The organism is Shewanella sp. KX20019, from assembly GCF_016757755.1.
In the GTDB taxonomy this organism is placed as follows: Bacteria; Pseudomonadota; Gammaproteobacteria; order Enterobacterales; family Shewanellaceae; genus Shewanella.
The window spans coordinates 4,400,838-4,424,956 of the sequence record NZ_CP068437.1 but is presented as its reverse complement, the minus strand read 5'-3'; the positions used below and the strand labels follow the sequence as shown (position 1 = coordinate 4,424,956).

Annotated in this window: 22 protein-coding genes; 8 read left to right on the top strand and 14 right to left on the bottom strand. The window is 45.7% G+C overall.

Features of this window, described 5'->3' with window-relative positions; all coding sequences use genetic code 11:
• From JK628_RS19195 to JK628_RS19155, 9 genes are all read right to left on the bottom strand, one after another.
• The gene (locus tag JK628_RS19195) at positions 1–2,124 is read right to left on the bottom strand and encodes a LodA/GoxA family CTQ-dependent oxidase (protein ID WP_202286523.1); all 2,124 of its coding nucleotides are present in this window, start codon (positions 2,122–2,124) and stop codon (positions 1–3) included.
• Between the two features lie 2 nt (positions 2,125–2,126).
• The gene (locus JK628_RS19190; protein WP_202286522.1) at positions 2,127–3,272 is read right to left on the bottom strand and encodes a ferritin-like domain-containing protein; all 1,146 of its coding nucleotides are present in this window, start codon (positions 3,270–3,272) and stop codon (positions 2,127–2,129) included.
• A 14-nt stretch (positions 3,273–3,286) separates the two neighbouring features.
• Positions 3,287–3,637 carry a hypothetical protein gene (locus JK628_RS19185; protein WP_202286521.1) on the bottom strand — a complete coding sequence of 117 codons (351 nt, stop codon included), beginning with the start codon at positions 3,635–3,637 and terminating at the stop codon, positions 3,287–3,289.
• A gap of 112 nt (positions 3,638–3,749) precedes the next feature.
• Entirely contained in the window at positions 3,750–4,583 is an 834-nt protein-coding gene (locus JK628_RS19180; protein WP_202286520.1) for an HvfC/BufC N-terminal domain-containing protein, read from the bottom strand.
• A complete protein-coding gene (gene bufB, locus JK628_RS19175) occupies positions 4,580–5,542 on the bottom strand; it encodes an MNIO family bufferin maturase (RefSeq protein WP_202286519.1) in 963 nt (320 codons plus the stop codon). Before bufB ends, JK628_RS19180 begins: the two co-directional genes overlap by 4 nt.
• A gap of 8 nt (positions 5,543–5,550) precedes the next feature.
• Positions 5,551–6,201, bottom strand: a complete 651-nt coding sequence (locus JK628_RS19170; protein WP_202286518.1) for a hypothetical protein — start codon at positions 6,199–6,201, stop codon at positions 5,551–5,553.
• Between the two features lie 25 nt (positions 6,202–6,226).
• Positions 6,227–7,594: a ferritin-like protein gene (locus JK628_RS19165; protein ID WP_202286517.1), complete on the bottom strand. Its 1,368-nt coding sequence runs from the start codon at positions 7,592–7,594 to the stop codon at positions 6,227–6,229.
• Between the two features lie 313 nt (positions 7,595–7,907).
• Positions 7,908–9,077, bottom strand: coding sequence for an MFS transporter (locus tag JK628_RS19160; RefSeq protein WP_237524066.1), 1,170 nt, complete (start codon positions 9,075–9,077; stop codon positions 7,908–7,910).
• A gap of 370 nt (positions 9,078–9,447) precedes the next feature.
• The gene (locus tag JK628_RS19155) at positions 9,448–10,485 is read right to left on the bottom strand and encodes a class I SAM-dependent rRNA methyltransferase (protein WP_237524065.1); all 1,038 of its coding nucleotides are present in this window, start codon (positions 10,483–10,485) and stop codon (positions 9,448–9,450) included.
• 242 nt (positions 10,486–10,727) lie between these two features.
• Between JK628_RS19155 and JK628_RS19150 the strand changes: the two genes are divergently transcribed.
• The gene (locus JK628_RS19150; protein ID WP_202286514.1) at positions 10,728–11,309 is read left to right on the top strand and encodes a lipase family alpha/beta hydrolase; all 582 of its coding nucleotides are present in this window, start codon (positions 10,728–10,730) and stop codon (positions 11,307–11,309) included.
• Between the two features lie 60 nt (positions 11,310–11,369).
• Here the strand turns inward: JK628_RS19150 and JK628_RS19145 are convergent, their stop codons facing one another.
• The 3 genes from JK628_RS19145 to JK628_RS19135 all read right to left on the bottom strand — a co-directional run bounded on the left by JK628_RS19145 (position 11,370) and on the right by JK628_RS19135 (position 14,189).
• Positions 11,370–11,966: a GAF domain-containing protein gene (locus JK628_RS19145; RefSeq protein WP_202286513.1), complete on the bottom strand. Its 597-nt coding sequence runs from the start codon at positions 11,964–11,966 to the stop codon at positions 11,370–11,372.
• Between the two features lie 199 nt (positions 11,967–12,165).
• Positions 12,166–13,506 carry a sensor histidine kinase gene (locus JK628_RS19140; protein ID WP_237524064.1) on the bottom strand — a complete coding sequence of 447 codons (1,341 nt, stop codon included), beginning with the start codon at positions 13,504–13,506 and terminating at the stop codon, positions 12,166–12,168.
• Complete coding sequence (locus tag JK628_RS19135; protein WP_202289890.1) at positions 13,500–14,189, bottom strand: response regulator transcription factor; 690 nt, start codon at positions 14,187–14,189, stop codon at positions 13,500–13,502. The genes JK628_RS19140 and JK628_RS19135 overlap by 7 nt, the downstream gene beginning before the upstream one ends.
• Before the next feature lie 128 nt (positions 14,190–14,317).
• Between JK628_RS19135 and JK628_RS19130 the strand changes: the two genes are divergently transcribed.
• From JK628_RS19130 to JK628_RS19110, 5 genes are all read left to right on the top strand, one after another.
• On the top strand, positions 14,318–15,370 hold the full coding sequence (locus JK628_RS19130; RefSeq protein WP_202286512.1) for a glycosyltransferase family 2 protein: 1,053 nt from the start codon (positions 14,318–14,320) through the stop codon (positions 15,368–15,370).
• Entirely contained in the window at positions 15,370–16,779 is a 1,410-nt protein-coding gene (locus JK628_RS19125; RefSeq protein ID WP_202286511.1) for an ArnT family glycosyltransferase, read from the top strand. Before JK628_RS19130 ends, JK628_RS19125 begins: the two co-directional genes overlap by 1 nt.
• Positions 16,761–17,201 carry a GtrA family protein gene (locus tag JK628_RS19120; RefSeq protein ID WP_202286510.1) on the top strand — a complete coding sequence of 147 codons (441 nt, stop codon included), beginning with the start codon at positions 16,761–16,763 and terminating at the stop codon, positions 17,199–17,201. Before JK628_RS19125 ends, JK628_RS19120 begins: the two co-directional genes overlap by 19 nt.
• 114 nt (positions 17,202–17,315) lie before the next feature.
• A complete protein-coding gene (locus JK628_RS19115; RefSeq protein ID WP_202286509.1) occupies positions 17,316–18,839 on the top strand; it encodes an FG-GAP repeat domain-containing protein in 1,524 nt (507 codons plus the stop codon).
• A 228-nt stretch (positions 18,840–19,067) separates the two neighbouring features.
• The gene (locus JK628_RS19110) at positions 19,068–20,432 is read left to right on the top strand and encodes a DUF4397 domain-containing protein (protein ID WP_202286508.1); all 1,365 of its coding nucleotides are present in this window, start codon (positions 19,068–19,070) and stop codon (positions 20,430–20,432) included.
• A gap of 48 nt (positions 20,433–20,480) precedes the next feature.
• Here JK628_RS19110 and JK628_RS19105 read toward each other — a convergent pair whose 3' ends face one another.
• Positions 20,481–20,711, bottom strand: a complete 231-nt coding sequence (locus tag JK628_RS19105) for a hypothetical protein (RefSeq protein WP_202286507.1) — start codon at positions 20,709–20,711, stop codon at positions 20,481–20,483.
• 186 nt (positions 20,712–20,897) lie between these two features.
• On the opposite strand from JK628_RS19105, the gene JK628_RS19100 reads away from it, so the two are divergent.
• Positions 20,898–21,566 carry an OmpA family protein gene (locus JK628_RS19100; RefSeq protein WP_202286506.1) on the top strand — a complete coding sequence of 223 codons (669 nt, stop codon included), beginning with the start codon at positions 20,898–20,900 and terminating at the stop codon, positions 21,564–21,566.
• Positions 21,567–21,805: 239 nt separating this feature from the next.
• The gene (locus tag JK628_RS19095; protein ID WP_237524063.1) at positions 21,806–22,594 is read left to right on the top strand and encodes a molybdate ABC transporter substrate-binding protein; all 789 of its coding nucleotides are present in this window, start codon (positions 21,806–21,808) and stop codon (positions 22,592–22,594) included.
• A gap of 84 nt (positions 22,595–22,678) precedes the next feature.
• On the opposite strand, the gene mgtE is transcribed toward JK628_RS19095, so the two are convergent.
• Positions 22,679–24,043, bottom strand: a complete 1,365-nt coding sequence (gene mgtE, locus JK628_RS19090) for a magnesium transporter (RefSeq protein WP_202286504.1) — start codon at positions 24,041–24,043, stop codon at positions 22,679–22,681.
• Positions 24,044–24,119: the final 76 nt, after the last annotated feature.

Sequence of the window (24,119 nt, the reverse complement as noted above, 5' to 3'; positions counted from 1 at the left end):
TTACCTCGTCTTTTTGATGGCAGTTTTGTCTCCTGCCACCATTGGCCATGGCGCTGGCTCTTTTAGGTTTGGCGTAGCTCCGGAGAGTCGGCTCTCAACCTCCAGATAGACGTTGTCTGGGTAGCTTGCGCCATCATCGATGGTGGTGGCTTGGACTATCACGCCGATGTCGTTCCACTTCTCTAGCATTTCACGGTATTCCCAGAATCGCCCTGCGTTAGCGAGGTTGCCGCTATCCTCTGGACTATTTTCTCTTGGAACTGTGCCGCTGCCTCTGACGGAGTAGCGTTGTGGTGGCAGGCCGTGGCGGTCTTTCTCTATCTGTTGATCTTGATAGTCTTGCGCTGTGTAGACTGTGACCGGGCGCTGTGCAGGCCAAGACCAGTACAGGGTTTGCGAGTCTTGGGTGTTAGGTGATGTTTGGTGAATGGCACAGGAGTTATAGTCTGCATGCCAGGGCAGCGCCATAAATTTGGTGGCATCGCCGGGTTCTAGCCCTAGATATTCGACATCTTCATGGCGGGGGATCCAGCCGAGCGTGAGTAACGGGGTGCCATAGCTGAGGCTGTTATCGATTACCGAGGCGTAGTCGAGGTTTTTATGGTGGATCCTGAAAGGGCCCGCGCCCTGTTGCCAGTTGCTGACATACATGCTCGGCTCGCGGATCACCCAAGTCATGTCGATACCAGGGCTAAAGCGTCCGCCTAGGCAGTTTTGCAAGGTCGCGCGATCAAGGTATTCGCCTGCGCCTAATGGGTTGTCGTTGGTCTTTTTGTATTGATGATTCGACCAGCAGTGCAGGGCGTGATACTGGGTGACGGTTGGGCTGAGGAAGGGCTTGCCACCAGCGGGGCTAGAGTCGCCTAATGATAGTGGCATCAGCGGCGCGCCAACATCGATAGACTGCGAACGCCAGCTTGCTTGCTTACCTGCATTAGGTTGGCGAATATACGCCAGTCCCGCCAAGATGGTTTCATCGGGGTTATCGTCGGCGGTAATGCTGTCGACACTGTTGTGGGCGTCAATAGCAAAGCCGGGGAGGTAGGCGTTCCACAGTTGCTGGGCGGTGGCTCGGAATATCGGCTTGATATGATCGTCAAAAGCGGGTTGGTAGTCGGGGTTAAACTTGCCTTGATGATATACCGCTGGCTCTAACGCCAACTCTCGCAGGAACACGTCGTAGGCTTCGTCGAAAAGTGACACCACATTGAGGGTTTGCGGCGCATAGCTCGGATCCGTTACCACTACCCAGCCGCCAAATACCGACTCTGTGCTGCCGTCGTCAAACAGCACTGTTGCATTCACTGGGCCGTCGGAGGTGTCGTCAAACCATTGGTCGTTGTTGACTGGGTTATTGATCTGAACCTTGTCCTCTGCGTCGAGCTTCCACGCATTACTCTTGCCATAGCCGCCGGCGACAATGAGGCGACCACAGCTGTCGGTTTCCATCTCACCTAAGCTGTCGATGCGACCCTGAGGGGTGTCGAGCTGTTCAAAATGCATATAGGGAAATGATTGCGGGTAGTCAGGCAGGCTGACTACCTCGCCATCTTTGTCTATGCTAGCCCGCTCTGCTGGGCAGAAGCTGGCTTTGCTGTCACAGCCCTTTAGTGCACGAGGACCAGCGTCAATGATCAGTTTTTTCAGTCTCGCGCTATTGTATGGATCTAGCCCTTCGCGCAGATTTCTTAATGTAGGAGTGCTGCCATTGTCGTAGGCGACGGCGCCGTGGTCATCGTCATTGGCAAACCAGCTGCATTTCTTATTGGCTAGATGCACACTCCATACAATATCGACCACTTTTTTGCCGTTGATACTACTGCCTATTTTTATCTCGGCGCCGTTGCTGGCCGGGTACTGGCCAACATCTTTTGTGGGGTAGGCAAAAATACGAAAGCGTGCCGCTTGGCGTTTAAAGGCGCCACAGCTGTCGCGAAATTCGGAGCTGCTGATGATGGTGTCTTCTGTACCAGGGCGGATTGGTAGCCCGCCTGTGGTTGGATCGCCAGGCTTACCGGGTTGTGGCAGCGCTGCAATGGACTCTGGTGCGAGGTAGTACTCGCTGCTGTTGCCGACACGAGCAATACCAATGGCGGGATGAATTTTAAAAATAGATTGAGTCATGATTATTGCTCCTGTTGGCTTGCTGAAGTAGAGAAGGCGGGGACTACGCCATTTTCCCAGCAGGCGGCAATGGCTGCACCTACCTTGTACATGGTGGTACCAAACTCGGCGCCAGCCTTTTGTTGCACTGCGGCAACGCTAATGTCGTTACTGTTGGCCAGTTGTTGTTGGTAGATAGGGTTAAACACGATATTCATTAGCTGCAGGAAGTGGCCAAAATGGCTAATGAGGATCCGCTGGTTTTCACGCCCGCGTGGGCTGCCGAAGCCTAAGGGGAAGGTTTCTGGCAGCGTCTGCTTGCGTAAGTAGGTAAACTTTTGGAAATGATCCCAGTAGGGCTGAATATCATCGACATGGTTTTGATATTCAGGCGGTAGCTGCTCCTGTTGGTAATCTTCATAGCGTTGCTCAATGGTAGTATTTGGCGAGATATTGTCATTGGGCCAAGCTGCGCCTTCCCCCTGATCGACAATTAGATCGATTAGGCCGTTAACTTGCACCAGCCCTTCACAGCAGTCTTCACTGATTACTAGCGAACTCACATCTGGGTAGGTGGAGGTAAAATGGGCAACCTGATTATTATTGGGGATGATACATTCACTGAGCATGGCTGCCCCTTCGCGAATAGCTTGATAGATCTCACCTATGGAGCTGTACTCTTCGGTATTGGGATCTAAAGTTGCACTGTTAAACTCACCTGGGCACTCAATAATGCACATAGTATTAATACGCAGCACATCCATCGGGCCTATTTGTGTGCTGTAAGGGCTGAAGATCTTTGTTGGTTGATTTGGGTTGGCTTCAAAGTCTAGATGGGGTACCTCGCCGCCATAGTGGGGGGCTGTGATGTGTAGATCGCAGCCATAGGCGTTGGCAATATTGGCCGCACTTTGCATATGCAGCATCTCTTGGTTGACGACCGAGCGTACTAGGCGTCTGGCTTCTGATGCTTGGTCAATGACCGAATACATGGCCGACATGTAAAACGGGATAGTATACAGCTCTACGTCGACCGCCCATTGCAGGTGTTCTCTAAGGGCTTCAATGGTCCAGGGGTTTTGGCTGGTTATCTTTTTGGGATGCTTTAATGCACGGCTGTTTAGTAAGTCTTGCTGCGTTCTCGTCCCGAGAAATTGAGAAATGCTCATCAGGTAATTCCTTTTTAGTTCGCTGCATATTCTGGTGCGGTGACACCATCTGCAATAGGGCGTTTTTGGCTGGGTAAAAACGGTAATATTTGTTTGCGAGTATCATTCTGAGTGATATTGAGCTCTCGCTGTGGAGTGGGGATTCCACCTTTGGGATTGGCGATGTAAAACTTTTTTGAGACGAGGCGAGCATCCGCTTTTGAAAATGTAAATGACTCCACAGCGGTCTCTGTTTTCGATGGACTCTGCGCTGTTGCGGCGTAGGCACTGGCCATAGCTGTGGCTGCAGAGATAAAGATGATTGCTTTTTGTTTTAAACGGTATTTTTTTATCGAACCGTATAATCGCGTTTGTTTAATATGCATGACAGTTGCTCCATTTTGTGTCAGTTGAACATCCGCTGTTAACTGGATTACTTTTCACTTACTTACTCTTTTATTTACTCACTTAGTTGATGAGTTTTATTGTTTTGTTTAATTACTCTGCTAAGTTGTGGTGGTTAAAAATACCCATCTCAATGAAGTACATTCGCCACCTAGCCCAAAGTTTGTCGACCGCCTCTGTGGAGGCTCGCTGTTGCTTTATAAGTTGTTTTTTACTGGCGTTGATTGATTGCGTTTGCTGTAGCTGCTTTAAAAAAAGGTACTGGCTGGCATTTAAGTCGATGATCCCGAGTCGGTAGTTACGTCTAAAGACGGCAGCATAACTTGTCTTAGCTAGTGGCAGTGGCGGTTGCTGGTTATCGTTATAGCGACGGTAATAATCGATGATGGGGTAGCTAAGCTGAAACAGTTGCAAGATTGGTACTAACTGCAGCTGCTCGTCCTTGGTGTTAGCCGTGGCCTGAATCTGTAGCGGATCGGCGAGCAGTCCTGTGGATTCTGCGTCAAATAGCTGGTTTAGCGCTATTTCGAATGTTGCTAGCTCAATCATAAAGTCAGGCCAGTCCTCTTTAACTTCCAGCTCGGCATCGGGGCGAGTCTGCTGCAAAAACTGCGGAAACCGATCACCAAGCGTATTGAGGGTGTAGCTACTTGAGGGCGATGTTTGTAAGTATTGGGTTGCAAAAAGCGCAAATAGATCATCCCCTAACGCATATTTGAGGGTTGAAAATTGGCTCGCCATGCACTGTTGTAGCCTGAGTATGTAGCTACGCTGGTATATGCTGAAGTGGGCCTGTGCTGACAGTTTACTGGAGGCCGCGATCTGACTGTCGATGAAGCCAATGCGGTCAGTTTGCATTGGCTGGGTGATCGCCTTAAGCATACTTTGCTGCATCTCGAGTAAGCTTTGTGTTGTTAATTCGCTCATTTGCCCCCCTGATTTGCGACAACATTAGCTTGTGGAACCATGAAGTTAATTGGATTTGAAATGGCGAGTTCAGGGTTTAATTTAGCTTGGTAGCGGTCTGGCTCAGCGTTAAAGCTTGTACCGCTGTGCATGTACTTTTTGGCTTTGAGTAACTCTTGATGATATTCAGAGAAGCTGGGGATATTGCCATCCCACTCTAGGCAAGTTGCACATCCTTGGGTGCGCTGCCACGCTAAGTTAAATAGCTGCCAGACGGTATTAGTCACTGGGCTGTCATGGGTATCGATAATATAGTCACCACAGTGCTGATGACCGGCCAAATGCATCTGCACAATTGATTGATGCGGTAAGCCCTCTATGTATTCAAAGGGGTCGAACTCATTATTGAAGGCAGAAACAAAGACATTGTTGACATCTAGTAGCATGCCGCAACCGGTTTCGGCGGTCAGCGCGCTAAAGAACTCCCACTCTGGAATATGGGATTGGGTGTAACTCAAGTAGGTACTGGGATTTTCGAGCACAATAGGCCGCTGTAGCAGATTTTGTACCTGATCAACACGTTCACATACGTGGCGTAGAGCTGCGTCAGTGAGCGGTAATGGCAGAAGATCGTGGCTATTGAGGCTCAGTGCACCAGTCCAACATAGGTGGTCACTGACCCAAGCGGGCTGTACTTCATCGATAAGCTGCTTCAAGCGCCTAAGGTAATTTAGGTCGAGTGGATCGCTACTGCCGATTGACATAGACACGCCGTGCATAACAATTGGATACTGTTCGGCTATTTGTCTGAGAACATGGCGAGGCCGTCCCCCTGAGTCCATAAAGTTCTCTGAGATAATTTCAAACCAATCAACCTTAGGTTTACGATCTAAAATTTCATTAAAATGTTGGCTGCGAAGGCCAAGGCCCAACCCCAAATTGGGGCAGGCTTGGGTTTGACGATGAAAGTTCGGCATCATTACCTCTATTAATCGTCGTTTAACTTGCAGTCGTACTCTGGTTGTTTGCTAGCATTGTCGCGGCTGCGATCAATCAGCTCTTGGGTATTCTGAGCTGGGCTATTAAAACCAAAGGAGCAAGATTTATCACCGGAGTTTCCACAAGAATCATATTCACCAAACGATTCCAACCAAGCTTGCGGAGGACCAGCTGGAAAAGGAGCGTCTGCGACATTGCGACGCGACTTATCCATGCGCTGTTCAAATAAGGCACGTGCTAGTAACCAGACACTTTTGTTTTTGTTCTCACCTAAGGTACTAAAGCGTTCCGCTTGGATTGGTGTGGCGCAGCTGCCTTGCCATGAACAATCATTGGATCCAGGTTTTGACTGTTCTGCAGCATCGCCAAATAAGCCGCAACCGCCTTGACCAGCACAGTTATTGAGCGTGTGGCACACGTGTGTTTGTGTCGCGCAGTAGCCTGTTCCTGCACAGGTATTTGTGCCAAAGCGGTCATGGCCGCGACAGGCATTAAGCCCCATACATGCGTGCAGCTCTAACGGGGTGACAATGTTGGGTACTTTTTTATTCACTGGTTGGCTGCTGCAACTATTGCTGTTGCCACAACCATTGCTTGAACCACAACCATTGCTGAGTGATTTATCGAATACTTTTGACATGTTGCTATCCTCTTCTATGGTTGAGTTATGCCATTAATGGGGTATTTGAACGTTCAAGAAACCCCTCAATTGAAACATTGGGAAGGTCGTGGATCCGTTGCCCTAGATAAGCGATACCATCGTTGACACCAACAGCCTGATTAAATAGCTCTATAATTTGTGATTTAGGGCTAGAAGCACTGCTAAATTGATACTCTTCGAAGGTGGCGGTGGCTGTATATTGCTGACCGTCAGAGCCTAGGTACTTTAGCCCTGTCATCTCACCGCACAGTGAACTTAAAATCCACAACATGCTTTTGTGGATGCCAAACATAAAGATCTCAAATTGAGTATGTTCCTCAGCGTGGTAGCAGGCTTGGGACATGATGAATAGATAGGCATACATGGCATTGGTTAATGTTGAAACCGCTTGTATGGTAACGGGGTAGTCTTGAGTTTCTGCATTATCGGCAAAGTCATGGATGAAGTGGTTCTCGACATCAAATTCGCAACCAAATTCCTTTTGGAATTGACGCTTGATATCTTTGAGTTCCTCTTGCAGAAGTGCAAATTTGTAGTAATGAGACAATTCGTGACAACTGTCGTCATCAAAAGGATCTGTGACATTTTTTCCTTCACCTTGGTCAACCACTGTTTTTAGCGCTTTTAGTGCACTTGCTTGATCGACGACATGGATTAAGCCCCCCGCATCAGCAGCATTTTCATAGACAGGTTTATGCTGTTTATCGTAGTAGATGGTGTCGATGTTATTTTGCGCGTAGTAACCGCGATTTGGAACGAGCTGCGGCCTGTCGGGGTGGTAATTGTCCTTGCAGCAAAAATGATCACGGATGCAATCTTCAATACCTTGGTAAAAATCACCAATGGTGAAGTAGGGGATGGCGCTGGTAAACCTTAGGTTAGCGTCGATTGGTACAGGGCTTTCGATTTTCTTGAAAGTTTCAAGTTGTTCAATGCTTAACTTGGCACGATTAATGGGAAATTCAGGTTCGTGTCCTGCAAGGTATGCAGGCCAGATACTAGGGGATTTACCGACTAACTCCGGGTTGCCAAACAGTGATTGCTTTACGTTTGAAGAGAGAGACATGTGTAGCATCTCTTCCACCACCACACTCATAATATTGGCGCCCGCTCTATTAGCAAAAACCATGATTTTGGCTGAAAGTGCTAGTGCTTTGGTTGCCGCATTCTGCTTGGTTTCACCCTTGTCTATCAGCCGTTTAGTAAAGCCTTTAATCAGCTCTTTCTGATCCGGTGTACGATTGATTGAGTAGTAGGTTGAGAGGTAAACCGGGATAGTTGCTATCTCAATCTCTATTGCCTGTTGCAGTGCTTCTTCTAAGTTGTCTTGGGTGATCTTAGTGACACCATCACCCATTATTGCTCTGGCCATTGCTAATTCCTTTTATGCATTGCTATTAAAGTTTGTCTTAAATGATGCTTCTGCTGTTATTATTTAGCGCTAGCGAATACTTGCTTCGTTAGCGCAATAGAAGCTATTGAGTGGAGCTTAGGATAAATCTTGATCAACAACCTTTCGGTAATCTTCCTTTTTATTAAGCTTCTTCTAATCAACTATTTACAGTTTGTTTTTCGATAGCAATTTTATGGCTAGAGGGTATGTTCGTAAGGAGAGGCCGCTAGATTTAGCGAGCGATAAGAGCATCAACATCTATGCTCCTATCGGCAAGTGGCAAAGCGCTGTATTAGCCTATCGCTGGTGTGTGACCGCTGCGGGTTGTTTGTAGGCTTTTTATTAGCATGTAGATTGAAGTTGTTGTTAACACAAAGCCTAAATACAATATTAGCGAGTGTTTTGATGAACTACTATGTTCGGCGATTAATGGGCCAACTACTGAGCCAATACTGTAGCTAAGTAACATTAGTTCGGTTGCGGCGACAATTTTTTCAACGCTTAAGGCATCGCAAGCAAGTGTGATGGCGATGGGATAAAGTGCAAAGCAGCTGGCGCCAAGAACAAAGTAACTCATGCTGATCAATGCAATTGACTCCCCCTCCAACACCCCCATAACGCCTATCGTACCAAGTAAACAAAACAGTGCCATCAATAGGCTTTTACTGACTCTGATCGATAGATAACTCACCAAGGGTTGAATAAGCATGCCGCCCAGAACAATCACCGCCATTAGAAATGCCGTTGTCTCGGTACTTGCAAGCTGGTTGTTGATATAGGTCGGCATCAAGCCATAAATAGGTCCAAGCAGCATGCCCGACACCAAGCAACCAATAATGGCTGGGGTACTGATTTTTCGCGCCTCTTTCAAGCCAATTCTTTGATGTTGTAACTGCACAGGCTGACCTTGTTTAATTAGCAGTGGTGGTAATATGGCGATCAATAATAGCCCTATGACACAAAAGAAGGGCGCCAAACCCTTGATGCCAATAGGACCGATGGCAAGTTGTCCCAATGCACTACCGCCATAGAGAGATGTCATATATAAGCCTAAGCGCTTAGCTCTTTGCTTGGCACTGTCGGCCATCAGTAACCAAGATTCCACCACTACAAACACGCCTGCCACAGCGATACCGGCAATAAAGCGCGCAGCTAACCATACCGAAGGCGTTGGAAACATCAGCATTAATATGATGGTGAGAATGAGCAGTGAAAGAAACATCATTAATGCGTAGCGGTGACTACTTTTGCTTATAACCGACTGGACGCAGGTGGCACCTACTAGTATGCCTAAGTAGAAGATACTTGCTAACCAAGCAATGAGCGATGTGTCCATTTTAAATGAGGTTAAAGATAGAGGAATAAGGCTCATAAGAAAGCCCGAAGCAATAGCGAAAAAAGCCAAACCTGTCACTGGAGTGAAAGAGCTGTTTTCTGATGTTTTAAAGGCAGATTTATCCACCTTGTACTCCTTAAAGTTATGCTTTTGCATGTTTGGATGTAAATTAGAGGAAGCGGATTCTATGCCTTTTTTAGGCAAAGTAAAGTTTATTTTTTAAACGATGGTTTTAGGTGTGCTTTGGAGTGAGTTGTAGATGGTTATCCTATTGTAATTTATTCATATTTTGTTACTCCCCATTATCTCTGTGAATATTGGTTTTATCGTGGGTCTGCTAGGTGTTTAGGCTAACGCTTTTAAACTGGAGGGAATAACGGAAAGAACCAACTAAAGTTGCTTTTATAGTAGTTAGCTATCATTGGTTGTGGTAAATGCAATAATGGCGAGTGTTAACTCGCCATTATTCAATCGTTGATAGGGGTAAAAACTGTTACTAGCTTAATGTTAATGCCACCATTTTTAACGGATGATTACCATCAAATGAGGGGAAGTCTTCATGGCAGTCGAGCCATGTGTGGCTACTGACCTGGCGTCCCTGTTTTTCGACGCAGCGGACTAAACTATCGAACCATGCTTGGCGATCAACTTTAGCGACATTGTTACAGCATACTATGGTGCCCTTAGGCTTAGTCGTAAGCATTGCTGGTTTAAACAAACTCTGGTAATCGTTGATGAGATCGACAATACCAAAGGCGCTTTTGGCGTATCTTGGTGGGTCTAAAAAGACCAGATCAAATTGAGTGGCAGCAAGTTTTGGATAGGCGGGCAGTTTCTGATTTCTACGGCCGCCCACTTTCAAACCTGCCAGCTGTCTTAACGCTGGAAATGCATCACTTTGAATAAATTCACAGACATTTTCAACGTGATTGAGCTGCGCATTTATCTTACCTGCTGCCAGGGCAAATGAGGAAAAATCGATATTTACCACACGTGTCGCACCGCCAACAGCTGCAGCGGTGCCAATACCGCAGGTATAAGAGAATAGATTGAGTACTGTACGGTTTTGGCTATGTGCCTTTACATATTCACGGCCAATGCGCATATCTAAAAACAGTAGTGGATCTTGCCCGTCATGACGCAATTTACTGCTGAACAAAATGCCATTCTCTTGCATCTGCTGTTCACTGGTCGCGAATGCTTCATTGTCGGTGGTTAAGGTGTTTAGCACGCGAGAGTTCTTGTTGGAGCGGTCATTATAGATGACAGGCAACATCGATTCTTGAGTCAGCAGAGTGGTTATTTGGCTCAGCTCGTCCGCTGTTAATGTTTGATGAAAACTTTGGATCAGCCAAGCGTTGCCATAGCGATCAATATTGAGCCCATTGCTCCCCTCTACCGTACCGTGAAATATTCGATAGCAGTCGGTTTTATTTTGCTCTGCATGTGCTAAAAAGTGAGTTCGTTTGCTAATGGCGGCACTCAAAGCTTGTGTTACTGATAAATCAGTCGAGTTCGATGGGGTGATCGACATAGATATTGGGCTCATTAAAATAGTGGCTGTTGCGACGGCGCTAATAATAGCAAAATTGTAGCGATAAATATCCCTTGCGCAGATGGACCGGGCATTTTTAGGCTGGGAAACTAGATTGCTATTGAAATAATCTGCTTTGCCTACATGTAGTGTAAGAGATGGATATTTTACTTTAGAGACTGGTGTTGGACCGTAAGCACATTATAGCAAGTCACATAGCCAAAAAATGCAAGGAAGAGTTAATGAAAATAGTACTGGTACATGGAATTTTTAATACTGGGCATGTTATGCACTGGATGAAGCGCCAGCTAGAATTGGCTGGCCATGAGTGTTTTGCACCAACACTGGCTTCGTTCGATGGTCGTTTAGGAATTGAGCATGCGGCTAAAGACTTACAAGAGCAGATAAATCAGGCTTTTGGCTTTGCTGATGAGGTAGTGATAATTGGTTTTAGTATGGGGGGGATAGTTGGCCGCTACTATCTGCAATGTTTAGATGGCGCGCATAGAGTAAGCCAGTTTTTCAGTTTGTCAGCCCCCCATGCTGGAAGTTGGTGGGCGTATCTACCCTATCCTTCAAAGGGCATTAAGCAATTACGGCCTAAGAGTGAGTTGTTGCTTAAGCTTGCTGCAACGGAGAATACGCTCGATAACGTCCAACTGTACTCTTACCGTACACCGATAGATTTCTCTATTGTGCCTAGTTCGAGTTCTATTTGGGCGCGAGCCGAGAATAAATCCTTCTTTATCATTTTGCATTTGTCGGTGTTATTTAGTCGAAAAATAGTGGCAGAGATTAGCGCTAATCTAGCAACCGAGTCGTGATAAGGTGCCGAGTATCGTGAGCTGATAATCGTTGTGGTATCGCCAGCGACAGTGCTCAGTTTAAGAGCCTGTATCGTGAGTTCGCTCAAAGGCCTCTTGCTGCTCTTTTCTCTGCAGTTGCTCAAATTCAAAAGATTTTTGATGCAACTGTTTACTGAGACGTTGATTCTCTCGCTCTAATAATGTCTGTTGATAAATGCGTTTGAGGTCGGTCTCTACGACTGACTTGAATCGAGTAAGTAGTTGCTTGGTGGGGTTATCAAACTGGTTAGGTTGTGAGTCAAGCATACAGATGGTGCCAAAGATATCACCGTTAGGCCAGTTCAGAGGTAAGCCTAAGTAGGCAATCATACCGAGTTTTATATCGGGGTTATTAGCCCAGAGGGGGTCTTTGCTAGCATCGCTAACCAATAACAGTTTCTTCCCAGTGATCACGGACTCACAATATAAACCAATGCCTAAACGTTCTCGTTCTTGTGCTATGTAGGGATTATTGGGGAAACTGCTACTAATGAAAACTTCAATCTCTTTGGGGTAGGTTCGCATGATGAGTGTGGCGGGAATTTGAGATATTTCAGAGATTAAATTAACCATCTCTTGCCAGCTTTGATTTACGTCTGCGTGAATGCCGATTTCCTGAGTGTCGAAAGCAACCATATCCATTTTCCTTTTGCTAAATCCTTACTTGCTAACCGTAAGATCCTTTCCAAGTAGTCCTAGTACCAATTCCATTGAACATATATTTAGTGGAGTTGGTATCATACTATTTAAGTTGGTTTCTAGCTAAAATCAACTTGGTGCACTAAAAAATATCCACTTAAGCTTTGCGCTAATTGAATGCCAATTAGCGCAAGCATTACAATGTTAATTGCGGAAAGGTTAATCGTGCACAGCAGCCTGTTGGTTGGATATTTGATAGGCTGAACTTCCAGTGATAACGATGGCACAGGCTATCGACGATCAACAAGCCCAGTCCATGGCCATGTTCTTGCTCCGACTCGGTAAGCCCACGACCCTTATCGTTGATAATGATTTGCTGACTATTGATTGATATGGTGATCTCTCCAGAGTCACTGGCATTAATGGCGTTACTGATGACATTACTCAGCAGCATACGCAGTACTGCTGGTGTGGGCTTGATGATCGGGGCTTGCTCAAAGCTAACACTAATGCCAATATTTTTGTTCTGAGCTAGCCCTTGCAATGGTTGAATAATTTGCTCCACTTCGGCTAAGGAAAGTAATCTGGGTGGATTACTTCCTGTCGCTCTTTCCTGTTTTACCAAATTAAGTAGGGCATCAATAGTGTGTTGCATATCAAGGGCTGCACGTTGAATACGGTCACGTTGACGAGCTTGAAAATCAACGGCATCGTTCTGCTCTTGCAGTTTTGCAGCACCGCTGATCACGGTTAATGGCGTTCTCAGTTCATGACTGGCATAACGGGCAAAAGCTTGCTCCTGCTTAATCATCATCTCATTTTGTTGTCGATAATAGTTCAAGCTATCGGTAAGTTCGCGAAACTCGGCGGCAGACTGGCCTGATACGCTAAAGGTTAAATTGGGCTCTGTTGATTTTAATTGCCGACTTAGCTGTTCTACAGGTTCAACTAAACGGCGACTAAGTTTGTGGATAGCAAAACCAAACAACATAAATAGCACGCCGATAAAGCACAGCACAAATAGATTAATGGCGTTCCATTCAGTGTCGCTTAGTTCAACGTTTTCGGTTGGCATAATCAGAAACAAAGGCTCTAATTGACCATCGAGTAGAAACTCCCCCCGATAGAAAAAAATTTCTTTTCGGCTGGCAGTCGTATGCTTGCTAAAGGGGTTCATCGAGATAAGCTCATTCCAAAAGCCCACTGGATGGTTATTTAGCACTTCGCCATTAAATCCGACCGGGAAGTGGCTTAAATTTCCGTACTTTTCCGGAATCAGCTCTGGTGAATAGTAGACTTGTATATGCAGCCCAATTTCTAATGGCTGCCTAGCCCCCTGTTGGAATAGGCTGACGGCATAAGGCACACTGCTTTCAAGTTCGTGTTGGTTAACCTCATCTTCAATCCATTGCATCATATTTAACATCGACAGATAGATTGTCATCCCTATTAATATGGCGATAGCACTGAAATACCACATTAACTTATGTGGCAAGCTTGAAGCTGATGAAACCTTGTTTAGTAGCTTGTTTAGCAATGCTCATCTCCGAGTTGTAGCCGGAAGCCGATTTTAGGCACAGTGGCGAGCATTGGCTGTTTAAAGGGCTTGTCGAGTTGATTACGCAGTTGATACATATGGCTGCGTAAAATATCGTTGTTGGGAGGTGACATTCCCCAGATATCTTCGATGATCTGCTCACGTTTAACCACATTGGGAGCATGCTTCATTAGCAGTAATAATATTTGATAGGTGGTTGGGGTGAGTGCTAGCCGCATCTGCTGACGATAGGCTTGATGTTTAGCAATATTAAGCTCGATATCGCCGAACTTAAGACTGGCTTGAGCGACTTGGCCGCGGTGACGTTTTATCAAGGCTTTGACTCGAGCGTCGACAACGTCAAGATCGAAAGGTTTACCCAAGTAGTCATCGGCACCACAGCCAAAACCGCTGAGTAGGTCAGCCTTGTTATCAAGTGCCGTTAACATCAAAATCGGCGTGCAACAGCCAAGCGAACGCAATGCCTTGCATAAGCTTAAGCCATCGAGTTTTGGCAGCATTAAATCTAATATAATGGCATCAAAGTCAAATGCTTGTGCCAGCGATAAGCCCAATTCGCCATTATCTGCGAAATCCAGTTCAGCCCCTTGAGCCTCAAAATAGTCTCCAAGAATGCCCGCAACGTCGATGTTGTCTTCAATAATGAGTAGTTTTAGTGTCATCGTTATACGATCAATGAGCCTGATAGTTGTAGCCACTTTACCACTTTTTTGTCGAAGAAATGTCAATGACATTTTCTTCACCTTAATACAGGCATGCTACTGGAAAAATAAATCCACTAGGATGCCTCATGCCATATTCCTCTGCCAACCAAAGTGCTCCCAACGCCGAAATATGTTTGTCAGTTATTGTGCCGCTGTTTAATGAATCACAAATGATAGCGCCCCTCATTTCGCGGCTCACCGCGGTGTTATCTGAACTGGATGAAAGCTCCGAAATTGTTTTCGTTGATGACGGTAGTAGCGATGATTCATGGCTGCAGGTCAGCCAATTACCTTTAGCCGATAATGAATATCAATGTATCAAGTTGAGCCGCAACTTTGGTAAAGAGGCGGCAATGTCGGCAGGCATTGAGCATGCCAGAGGGTTGGCTGTCATTTTGCTTGATGCTGACTTACAAGATCCGCCAGAGCAAATACCTTTAATGCTCGCCCAGTGGCGTGCTGGCTACGAAATTGTCAATATGAAACGCCGTAAACGTCTTGGTGAAACCTGGTTTAAGCGTTTTTCAGCCGCTTGTTTTTATCGATTAATGAACTGGGTGTCAGATTCTCCAGTGCCTGAGAATGTTGGTGATTTTCGTTTAATGAGTCGACAAGTGATCGACAGCATAAAAGCTTTGCCGGAGCGCAATCGATTTATGAAAGGCTTGTTTAGTTGGCCTGGTTTCTCGCAAAAAACATTGGAGTTCGATCGTGACCCCCGTTTTGTTGGTGAAACTAAATGGAATTACAGCAAGTTGTTTGGCTTAGCTATGGACGGCATCACCTCTTTCAGTTTTAAACCGCTGCGTATTGCAACCTGGTGTGGGGTGATTACCGCTTTTAGTGCTTTTGCTTATGGAGCTTGGGTGGTGACTAAAACGCTTATTTATGGCGACACCGTGGCCGGTTACCCCTCGATGATGGTCGTCCAACTAGGTTTGGCGGGTATTCAGTTATTAGCGCTAGGGCTTATTGGCGAGTATCTGGGGAGGGTATTTGTTGAGGTTAAGCAGCGACCACTTTACTTGATAGAAGAGGTTGCTTACCGCCAGTCTGTTTCACAAGTCAAACCTAGTCCACTGCAGCCAGAGCGTGATGTTGTCGCACAAAGTAATGTTAGCTATCTGGAGGCGAATTGATGCAAGCTTTGAGCTCTGGGCAAAAAAGTCTAGCCGTACTTTTGCTGGTGGTTTTAACCCGATTACTGCTACTGCCTTGGTATCCGTTAATGGATACCACAGAGGCAAGATATGGCGAAATGGCGCGTTTGATGGTGGAAACTGGCAATTGGATCACGCCACTATTTGATTACGATGTACCATTTTGGGGCAAGCCACCGCTGCATACCTGGATGAGTGCCGTCTCTATTGTGGGCTTTGGCGTATCAGAATTTGCCGTGCGTTTCCCCCACTGGATTGCCGCCATGTTGACCCTAGGCGTAGTGGCACTTTTTGCAAGAAAATTACGTTTAGCTGTGTTGCCAATATTAATTATTTTGGCGTCAACGGGGGTGTTTATTGTCAGCGCTGGCGCGGTGATGACAGACATGGCGTTGACCCTAGGTTTAACGATGGCAATGGTGGGCTTTTATCTGTGTTGGCAAGGTGAAGTACGCTGGGGTTATTTGGGCTTTGTCGGCCTAGCTATTGGTTTGCTGGCAAAAGGCCCCGTTACGCTAGTTATTTTCGCTATTGGCACTGGGTTATGGCTATTGTGGCAGTATGGTTTGATCCGACCTTGGCAGCTTTTGTGGCAGCGAATTCCTTTGATTAAAGGGGCTGGATTAATGCTGATAATTGCCCTGCCTTGGTACGTTGTTGCAGAAAATACCACCCCGGGATTTTTAAATTACTTTATTGTTGGTGAGCATTGGTCGAGGTTTGTCGATAGTGGTTGGCAAGGTGATTTATATGGCAGTGCACACGATCAAACCCGTGGCACTATTTGGTTGTACTTTATTGCTGCAGCGCTGCCTTGGTCGCTGTTTTTACCACAAGCACTTTATAAAGTGATTATTGAAGCGCCAAAAAGAGGTGATGAAGATAAAGCGGTACAGGGCGCAGCATTGCCGAGTTATCTTATTTGCTGGATGGTTGCGCCGATGGTGTTATTTACCTTCGCAGGTAATATATTGCCGGCTTACGTGCTACCAGGGATCCCAGCGTTGGCAATATTGATTGCTTTTGCTTGGCGACATAGTCAAGTCCCTATGCTGCACCGCATTGCATTGGTCATTCCTGCATTGTTGATTATCGCTGTTGGGGTGATCTATTTTACCGCTGGCAAGGACAAAAGTGAGCGCTGGTTGCTGGATCAACGGCAAGAGGCGTTAACGACGTATTATTGGGGAAAGATGCCATTTTCGGCTCGCTTTTATAGCGCAGGTAAGACAGAGAAAATCACTTCGTTAACCCAAGTAAAGCCTGACGGGAAACCATTCTATCTGCTCATTCAGCACTCAAAAGTTGATGATCAAATCAGCGCCAATTGTAATGAAATTAGCAGCAACAAAGATAGAGGCTTACTGCTTTGTCGTCGCAACAATTAGGCTTATTACGCCAACTTTGGCTTAAGCACCAGCAAGAAGCACGTTTCCTGCTGGTGGGGGCAAGCGTCTTTGTTGCTGATGCCGTGCTATTTTACCTACTGTTCGAACAGCTGGCTCTGCCGTTAATGCTGGCGAGAGTGGCGGCATTTTCTGTGGCGGTAGTGCTGTCATGGTTTGCCAATCGATGCTGGACCTTTAGCTCACGAGAACAAGTGGCTAAAGGTCGACAGTTGCTAATGTCAGCTTTGGTCTCGAGCACAGCTGCTATCGCCAATATATCGGCTTTCTACCTAATTTCACTGCTGCTTGGGCAATCTCTCCTCGATATGGCTTTTGCTTTTAGCGTTGGGGTATTAGCTGGCTTAGTTTTTAATTGGTTTGGTGCCAACTTTTGGACTTTTAGAGCGCTAAATATCGATTAATCCCAGTTAAAGAGGGTGATATGTTACAAACTGTTAAATTAGCTTTTACTCTTAGCGTAAAACCGATAGCTTGAATCATCATACTTTTGTGATTGTTGATGGAGTAAATCAAACATGGAATCGGTTTTAAAAGGCTTGGGTATTGGATTAGTGGTACTAGGGGGGATTGTTGCTCATCCCGCTGAAGCCAAGTCAACGGCTAAATTGACACTGACAGAAACAACATTGAATGCGCCTTTTAACTTGACGCACCCTATTGCGTCCGCCGATCTACTGCCGACTCCAGGTAAAGAGTTAATCGCCTTTGGGATCGATGATTTAAGTCAGCGCTGGATGGCGGTTTATGCGTTAGAAAGTGGTCAGTATCAGCTGGCGATTAAATTCGAGTTGCCCCAAGCGTTGCACTCGTTTGATATTACAGAGTATCAAACCGGTAAGCGCCAACAATTGTATTTTTTATCGCAAGATGAATTACAGCTGTTTCAGCCTCAAAAAGACAGCGCCACTGCCGAGTTAATCACCATCGCTGAGATCAATTCCTTATCCTTTAAATCTCGCCCAGATTACTTAAGCCGTGGCGAATTTATCGCTGATTTAAACGGCGACAAACAAGATGACATCTTGATCCACGACTTCAATCAGGTGCAGTTGTTTATTGCTAATAATGGAGAGTTTAAACAACAAGTATTACCAATTAAACCACAATCTCGATTGTTTGAAGATGGCGCCACGTATACCCAGTCAAAACTCTATGCTAGCGATATCAATCTTGATGGGTTAGTCGACATAGTTAAAATTGGCGAGGGTGAACTCGAGCTTTATCGGCAAGTTGAGGGTGGGATGTTTGACCCTATTACGGAGTTTGTGTCAGTACGCCAGCCTATAAGTGGCATTGATTGGTGGAATAAGCGCGATGCATTTGGTGAGCAGCTTGACCAAAGTGAGTTGGTATACCGTAAAGTGGAGGAACTTAAGGACATTAATAACGACGGTATTACTGATCTCGTGGTGCGTTATACAAAAAGCTCTGGTGTATTCGACAGAGCCAATGATTATGAGGTGTACCTTGGTGAAAACCAAAAGGGAAAGTTAGTGTTCCCTAAGGTGGCTAGCAGTGTTGTTAAAGCGGAAGGCACATTAACGGGCTTACAGTTTATTGATATTGATAGCGACGATAAGGTCGAGGTGATGGTGGCTGGATTTGATATCGGGCTATCGCAGATCATCGGTGCGCTGCTTTCTGGCAGTATCGATCAAGATGTTCACCTGTTTAAAATGGATGAACAAGGGCGTTTTGCGAAGGAGTCGAATGTCAGTAAAGAGGTTGAGCTCAACTTTAGTTTAAGCTCAGGCCAAAGTGGCAGCCCAGTGGTAAAACTGGCCGACCTTAACGGTGATGGATTGAAAGATTTAATGCTGTCAGATGATGAAGACACCTTAAGGATCTATTTTGGCCAGTCTGGCTCACGTCTATTTAGTCGCGAGGCTGAAAAGCACGATTTAAAACTGCCTATTGATGGCGGGATGCTGCAAAGCGATGACTTAAATGGTGATGGTAAAGAGGACATATTGATTAAATATGGTAAGCAAGATGATAAAGCGTTAGCCAACCAATTTAGAGTACTGTTCGCCAGCTAAAAGAGTATTCGACGGGGCAGTAAATTACTGCCCACTTCATTCTGATTATACCATTTGTTAACATCCCACCCTCCCGCAAGCGTCACTTTTTATTCAATTCATATCGATAATAACCTTAATTTACAAAGCTATTGATAGTCTTTCGTTACATTGCAGTTGTTGACAGTTCTTGACGTGAATTATTGGTCATAGGTAGTGAGTTTGTCATTAATTAGTTAAGGAAAATAAATGAAATTCACACCTCGGGGAATTACCGGTCTCTTTTTTGTGCTGGCTACAACGGTCGGTTGTAGCTCAGATGATGCGAGTGAATCAAGCAGTGAGGCTTACGTACAATATTACAATGCATCACCTAATAGCACGGCAACAGCCCTGGTTTTAGATGATTATCAATACACGGCGGTGAGTTACGCTGATTCTCAACCTCGTTATGTTTACAGCACGGGCAGTGCAGAGATGGAAATTGTTGGCACTGATGAGCTGGGTGATGAGTTGTCGCTCTATACCGCGACGCTGTCACTTTCAAATGAAGATGATCACTTTTTTGTTTTACTCGGTGATTATAGTTCAACAGAGTTACTCGATATTCAATACGATCGTAGCGAGATGGATGAATTGAACAGTGATGAAAGTGACGACTACAGTAAGATGCAGATGTTAGTTACCCATGCTGCCATGGATGAGCCGACTTATGATGTTTACTTCGGTTTGGATGGTGAGGATTTCAGTGCCGCAACCATGATCGATTCGCTTAGTTATAAAGGATATTCAACTGAGTTGATGTTTGATACTGGCGAATATGTGCTGTATCTGACCGAGACAGGAGAGAGCACGCCAATCTACACCACTACTACATTGGATATGAGTGATAATACGGTTTACAAATTTGTTATCCGCAATAGCTTTGGCCCTGGAACACCTAAGATAACCATTGATGCGGTTGATTCGACGGGGAGTCCAACCCAATATGCCAATATTGACGCCAACGCCGAATATCGTGTTTTTAATGCATTAAATAGCGTTGATAATATTGATATCGCGATCGCAAGTAATCAGGAGACACAGTACCTTTATGAGTTGGGCAAACATAGTTTAAGTGATTTCAAGACCATAGGTTATAACGACTACGGCGTGACCATTACCAATAATGATTCAAGTGAGGTATTAGCCAATAACTTACTGGTGACCTTTAATCAGGATGAGAGTAAATCGATACTGGTTTATGACGATGAGCTCGGGGTGACCAAAGGGATGACGCTAACTCATGATCATCGCCCGCGGGCTTTTACCCACCTAATTGATTTAGCGAACTTAGTTTTTGACTATGAAACCTTAGCTATCTACTTCGTGAAACCCACGGAAACGATTGAATCAGCGGAGTATAAAATCACAGGTTTGGAGTTTACTGAGTTAGAGTCAATTGGCCTAGCATCTGGAGAGTACGAGATTAACGTGGTCTTTGAAGATGACAATGAAACGCTCACTTTACTCTATCAATCTGACCCACTGGTGTTTGATAGTGCAGGTAACTACACCATGGTGCTGAGTAAAGATGATTCACAGCCCTTGGGCTATCGACTAACGACTTTTTAATTGAGCTAAGCAGACCGTGGTTTATCGCGCGGTCTGCTAATTATTACACTACTGCTTTGCTAGACTGTTAAGGGCGTCAGTGTCGATGCCTTTCATCACTTCTTGCTCAAGTGCAGTCTGCTGGCTTATATGGTTGGCTTTCTTTCGTTGTTGCAAACGCTGCAGCTCGATTAGCACCCTAGTTTGATATCTTTTTTGAACGTGTCGAATAAACCCCTTCCGCTTGCCACTATGGCAACCATCGTCGAGCCCATCGGTATAGGTAGGCTTTTCTAGCATTAAATCGTGTTGGCTAACACAAGCTGATATTTACCATCCACAGCGGTTTATTAAAGGTGAATTGTATATTTTTAACTCGCTTGAAGCTGTAACCATTGTCTATTAATTACCTGCTTATATACTACTAACAAAATAACTCGATATGTTGTCGTCTTCATTTGAGTGAAGACAGTGAGGAGTAAGTTTATGAGTGTTAAGCACAGCGGTATTATCGCTAGCTGTTTGGTTGCAGCAGTGTTCGTTTCAGGTTGTCAGACAACCAATCCATACAGTAATGAATCTCAAAATGCTAAAGCCACTAATGGTGCCTTGATTGGCGCACTTACTGGTGCGGTAATTGGCGTTGCCTCTTCAAGTAAAAGTGATAGAGGTAAAGGGGCTTTGATCGGCGCAGCTTCGGGCGCAGCGCTTGGTGGTGGGATCGGTTACTACATGGATGTGCAGGAGGCAGAGTTGCGCCAACAGCTACAGTCATCTGGTGTCAGCGTTACCCGCAGTGGTGATGATATTATTTTGAACATGCCCAATGATGTGACTTTTGCTGTCGATCAAACCGATCTAAGCCAACGTGCAAAGCAGGTGTTAAATAGCGTGGCTTTGGTTGCGTTAGAATATGATGAGACCAAGCTAAATGTGATGGGGCATACCGATAGCTCTGGAGCTGCATCTTATAACATGCGACTATCTCAAGTTCGAGCAAGTGAAGTTGCTAGCTACTTAATGAGCCAGCAGGTTCCGTCTGCACGAGTGGCATCTCATGGTGTAGGTGAAGAGAGACCAGTAGCGACCAATGAGACCAAAGCAGGTCGAGCAGATAATCGCAGAGTAGAGATTATTCTTAGCCCACTAAGCTAAACACAGTTTTAATTTTAGATAGAAAACCACCGAACAGGTGGTTTTTTTTGGCTTGAATACGTTAGATTTCTTACGACTCACTGCGACTTTTTGTCTGGCGAAGTTGCTTTCTAGGTGATCCGTTTCAATAGTTTTAAAGCAGGTACTGCAGCCTCAGTATTGCTTGTTGTTTTTTAAGCGTAAATGCTCTTTGATCGGCTAAATCGATTGTACTTTTAGCACTTACTATGGAAATCATCATGAAGAAATGGATCGCAGCGTCGTTATTGATACTGCCACTGACGGCCGCGGCTACACCGATTGAGATGCGTGCAGCGGGGAGTTTAAAAAATGCCATGTCGGATATTGTTGCTGCTTATCAACTGGAATCTAAGCAGGCTGTTAATACTGATTTTGCTCCTTCTGGCTTGCTTCGAAAACGTATTGAAAAAGGAGAGGTTGTTGATGTGTTTGCTTCTGCCAATATTAAACACCCGCAAACATTACAACACAATGAACTAGCAGAAAGTGTGGTGATGTTTGCACAAAATCAAATGTGCGCGTTAACGCAAGCTAGCATTGAACTCAATGATGACTTATTGCAACAGATGCTCAATAGTGATATTCGCCTTGGCACGTCGACACCTAAAGCCGATCCGTCTGGTGACTATGCGTGGAAAGTTTTTGCCAAGGCTGAGGCTGTTGTGGTTGGCGCTAAGAGCACATTAGAGCATAAAGCATTACAACTAACAGGCGGAGAGACGAGTGCCAAGGCTCCGAGGGGGCGTAATACCTATGGCTGGGTGATGGAGAATAATCGTGCTGATATTTTTCTCACCTACTGCACTAATGCTGTGCTGGCACAGAAAGAGGTGCCTAGTTTGCAGGTAGTGCAACTCCCTAATGAGCTTGCAGTCGGTGCCGATTATGGCCTGGTGGTGTTAAAGGCGGCACAACCCGATGCTTGGAAGCTAGCGATGTTTGTATTATCGGAAAAGGGCCAGTCAATTTTAGCAGGCTATGGCTTTAAGGCACCGTTGAAACGATAAATACAGCGAGGTAATGAATACAAAAAGACCGCCTGCTAGTTATGCTCGTCGGCGGTCTTCTGTGTTAATCGACTTTTTGTCACGCTAGTTTATCAAGAACACGGTTGCTAGCCCTAAGAAGGCAAATAAGCCGATAACGTCAGTCACCGTGGTTAATACCATACCACCAGCGAGTGCCGGGTCGATATTCATCTTTTTGAGGATAAGTGGAATACTTGCGCCAGCAAGACCCGCGACGGTCATATTAATCAGCATGGCCCCGCCAATCGTTGCCCCTAAGGTAATGTCACCTTTCCAAGCCCACACTGCGGCAAATACTAGAATGGACCATAGCAAGCCGTTTAGAAAGCCAATGGCGAGCTCTTTGCCGATAAGCCATCTCGAGTTACTTTGACCAATTTGGCCTAAGGCGATACCACGAATAACCAGCGCTAAGGTTTGATTACCTGCAACACCGCCCATGCTGGGGACAATCGTCATCAAAATGGCAATCGTGGCGAACTGCTCTAATGTGCCTTCGAACATATTACTGACCGATGCGGCGAGTAGCGCAGCAAACAAGTTGACGGTTAACCAGAGTGAACGACGAAAGGTACTTTTAAGTACTGGGCCAAAGGTATCGGTATCATCGTCCATACCCGCCATACCCATCATCGAATGCTCGGCATCTTCTCGAATAACATCGACTACATCATCAATGGTAATACGGCCAAGCAGTTTGTTGTCATCATCAATAACAGGCGCAGAAACCCAGTCATGACGTTCAAACAGTTGAGCTACCTCACTGTCGGACATACCAACTGGGATAGGCTCGACATCAGCGGCCATGATATCCCGAATCGATGAATCTGGATTACAGGTGAGTAGATCGGCAATACGCACACCGCCGAGTACCCGGTCATGTTTATCGACCACATACAGCATATCGGTTGCTGGGGGGAGTTCGCCACGAATTCTCAAGTAACGCAATATCACATCGATATTGACGTCAGGTCTTAAGGTGACGGTATCGGTGTTCATGATACTGCCAGCAGTATCATCGGGATAAGACAGTGCCTGTTCTACCCTCACTCGATCTTGGGTACTCATCGACTGCAGCACTTCATTAAAGACGCTGTCTGGTAAGCTTCTAAGAATATAAGCTAGGTCATCCGTGTCCATGCTTTCGGCGGCTTTTGCAACACGCTCAGGGCTCATTTGGCGAATAAGGCTGTCTTTCAGCTCTTCGCCTAATTCATCGAGAATTTCACCGGTATGCTCTTGGTCAATCAGCTGCCAGAGGACTTGGCGAGTACGGGGCGGTGAAGATTCAAGAATAAAGGCGATATCGGTGGCAGCCATGTCCTGCAACATATTGCGGACATGAACAAACATGCCGCTACCTAACGCTTTATTTAGCTGATTGAGGCGCTGGTCTGATGTTTCGTTGTCTAAGACTTCAATCGGCATGGATCCCTCACAGGGTCGTTTAAAAGGCGGTTATCATAACGTAAGTAAAGGGGGATAAAGAACAATTATTATATCG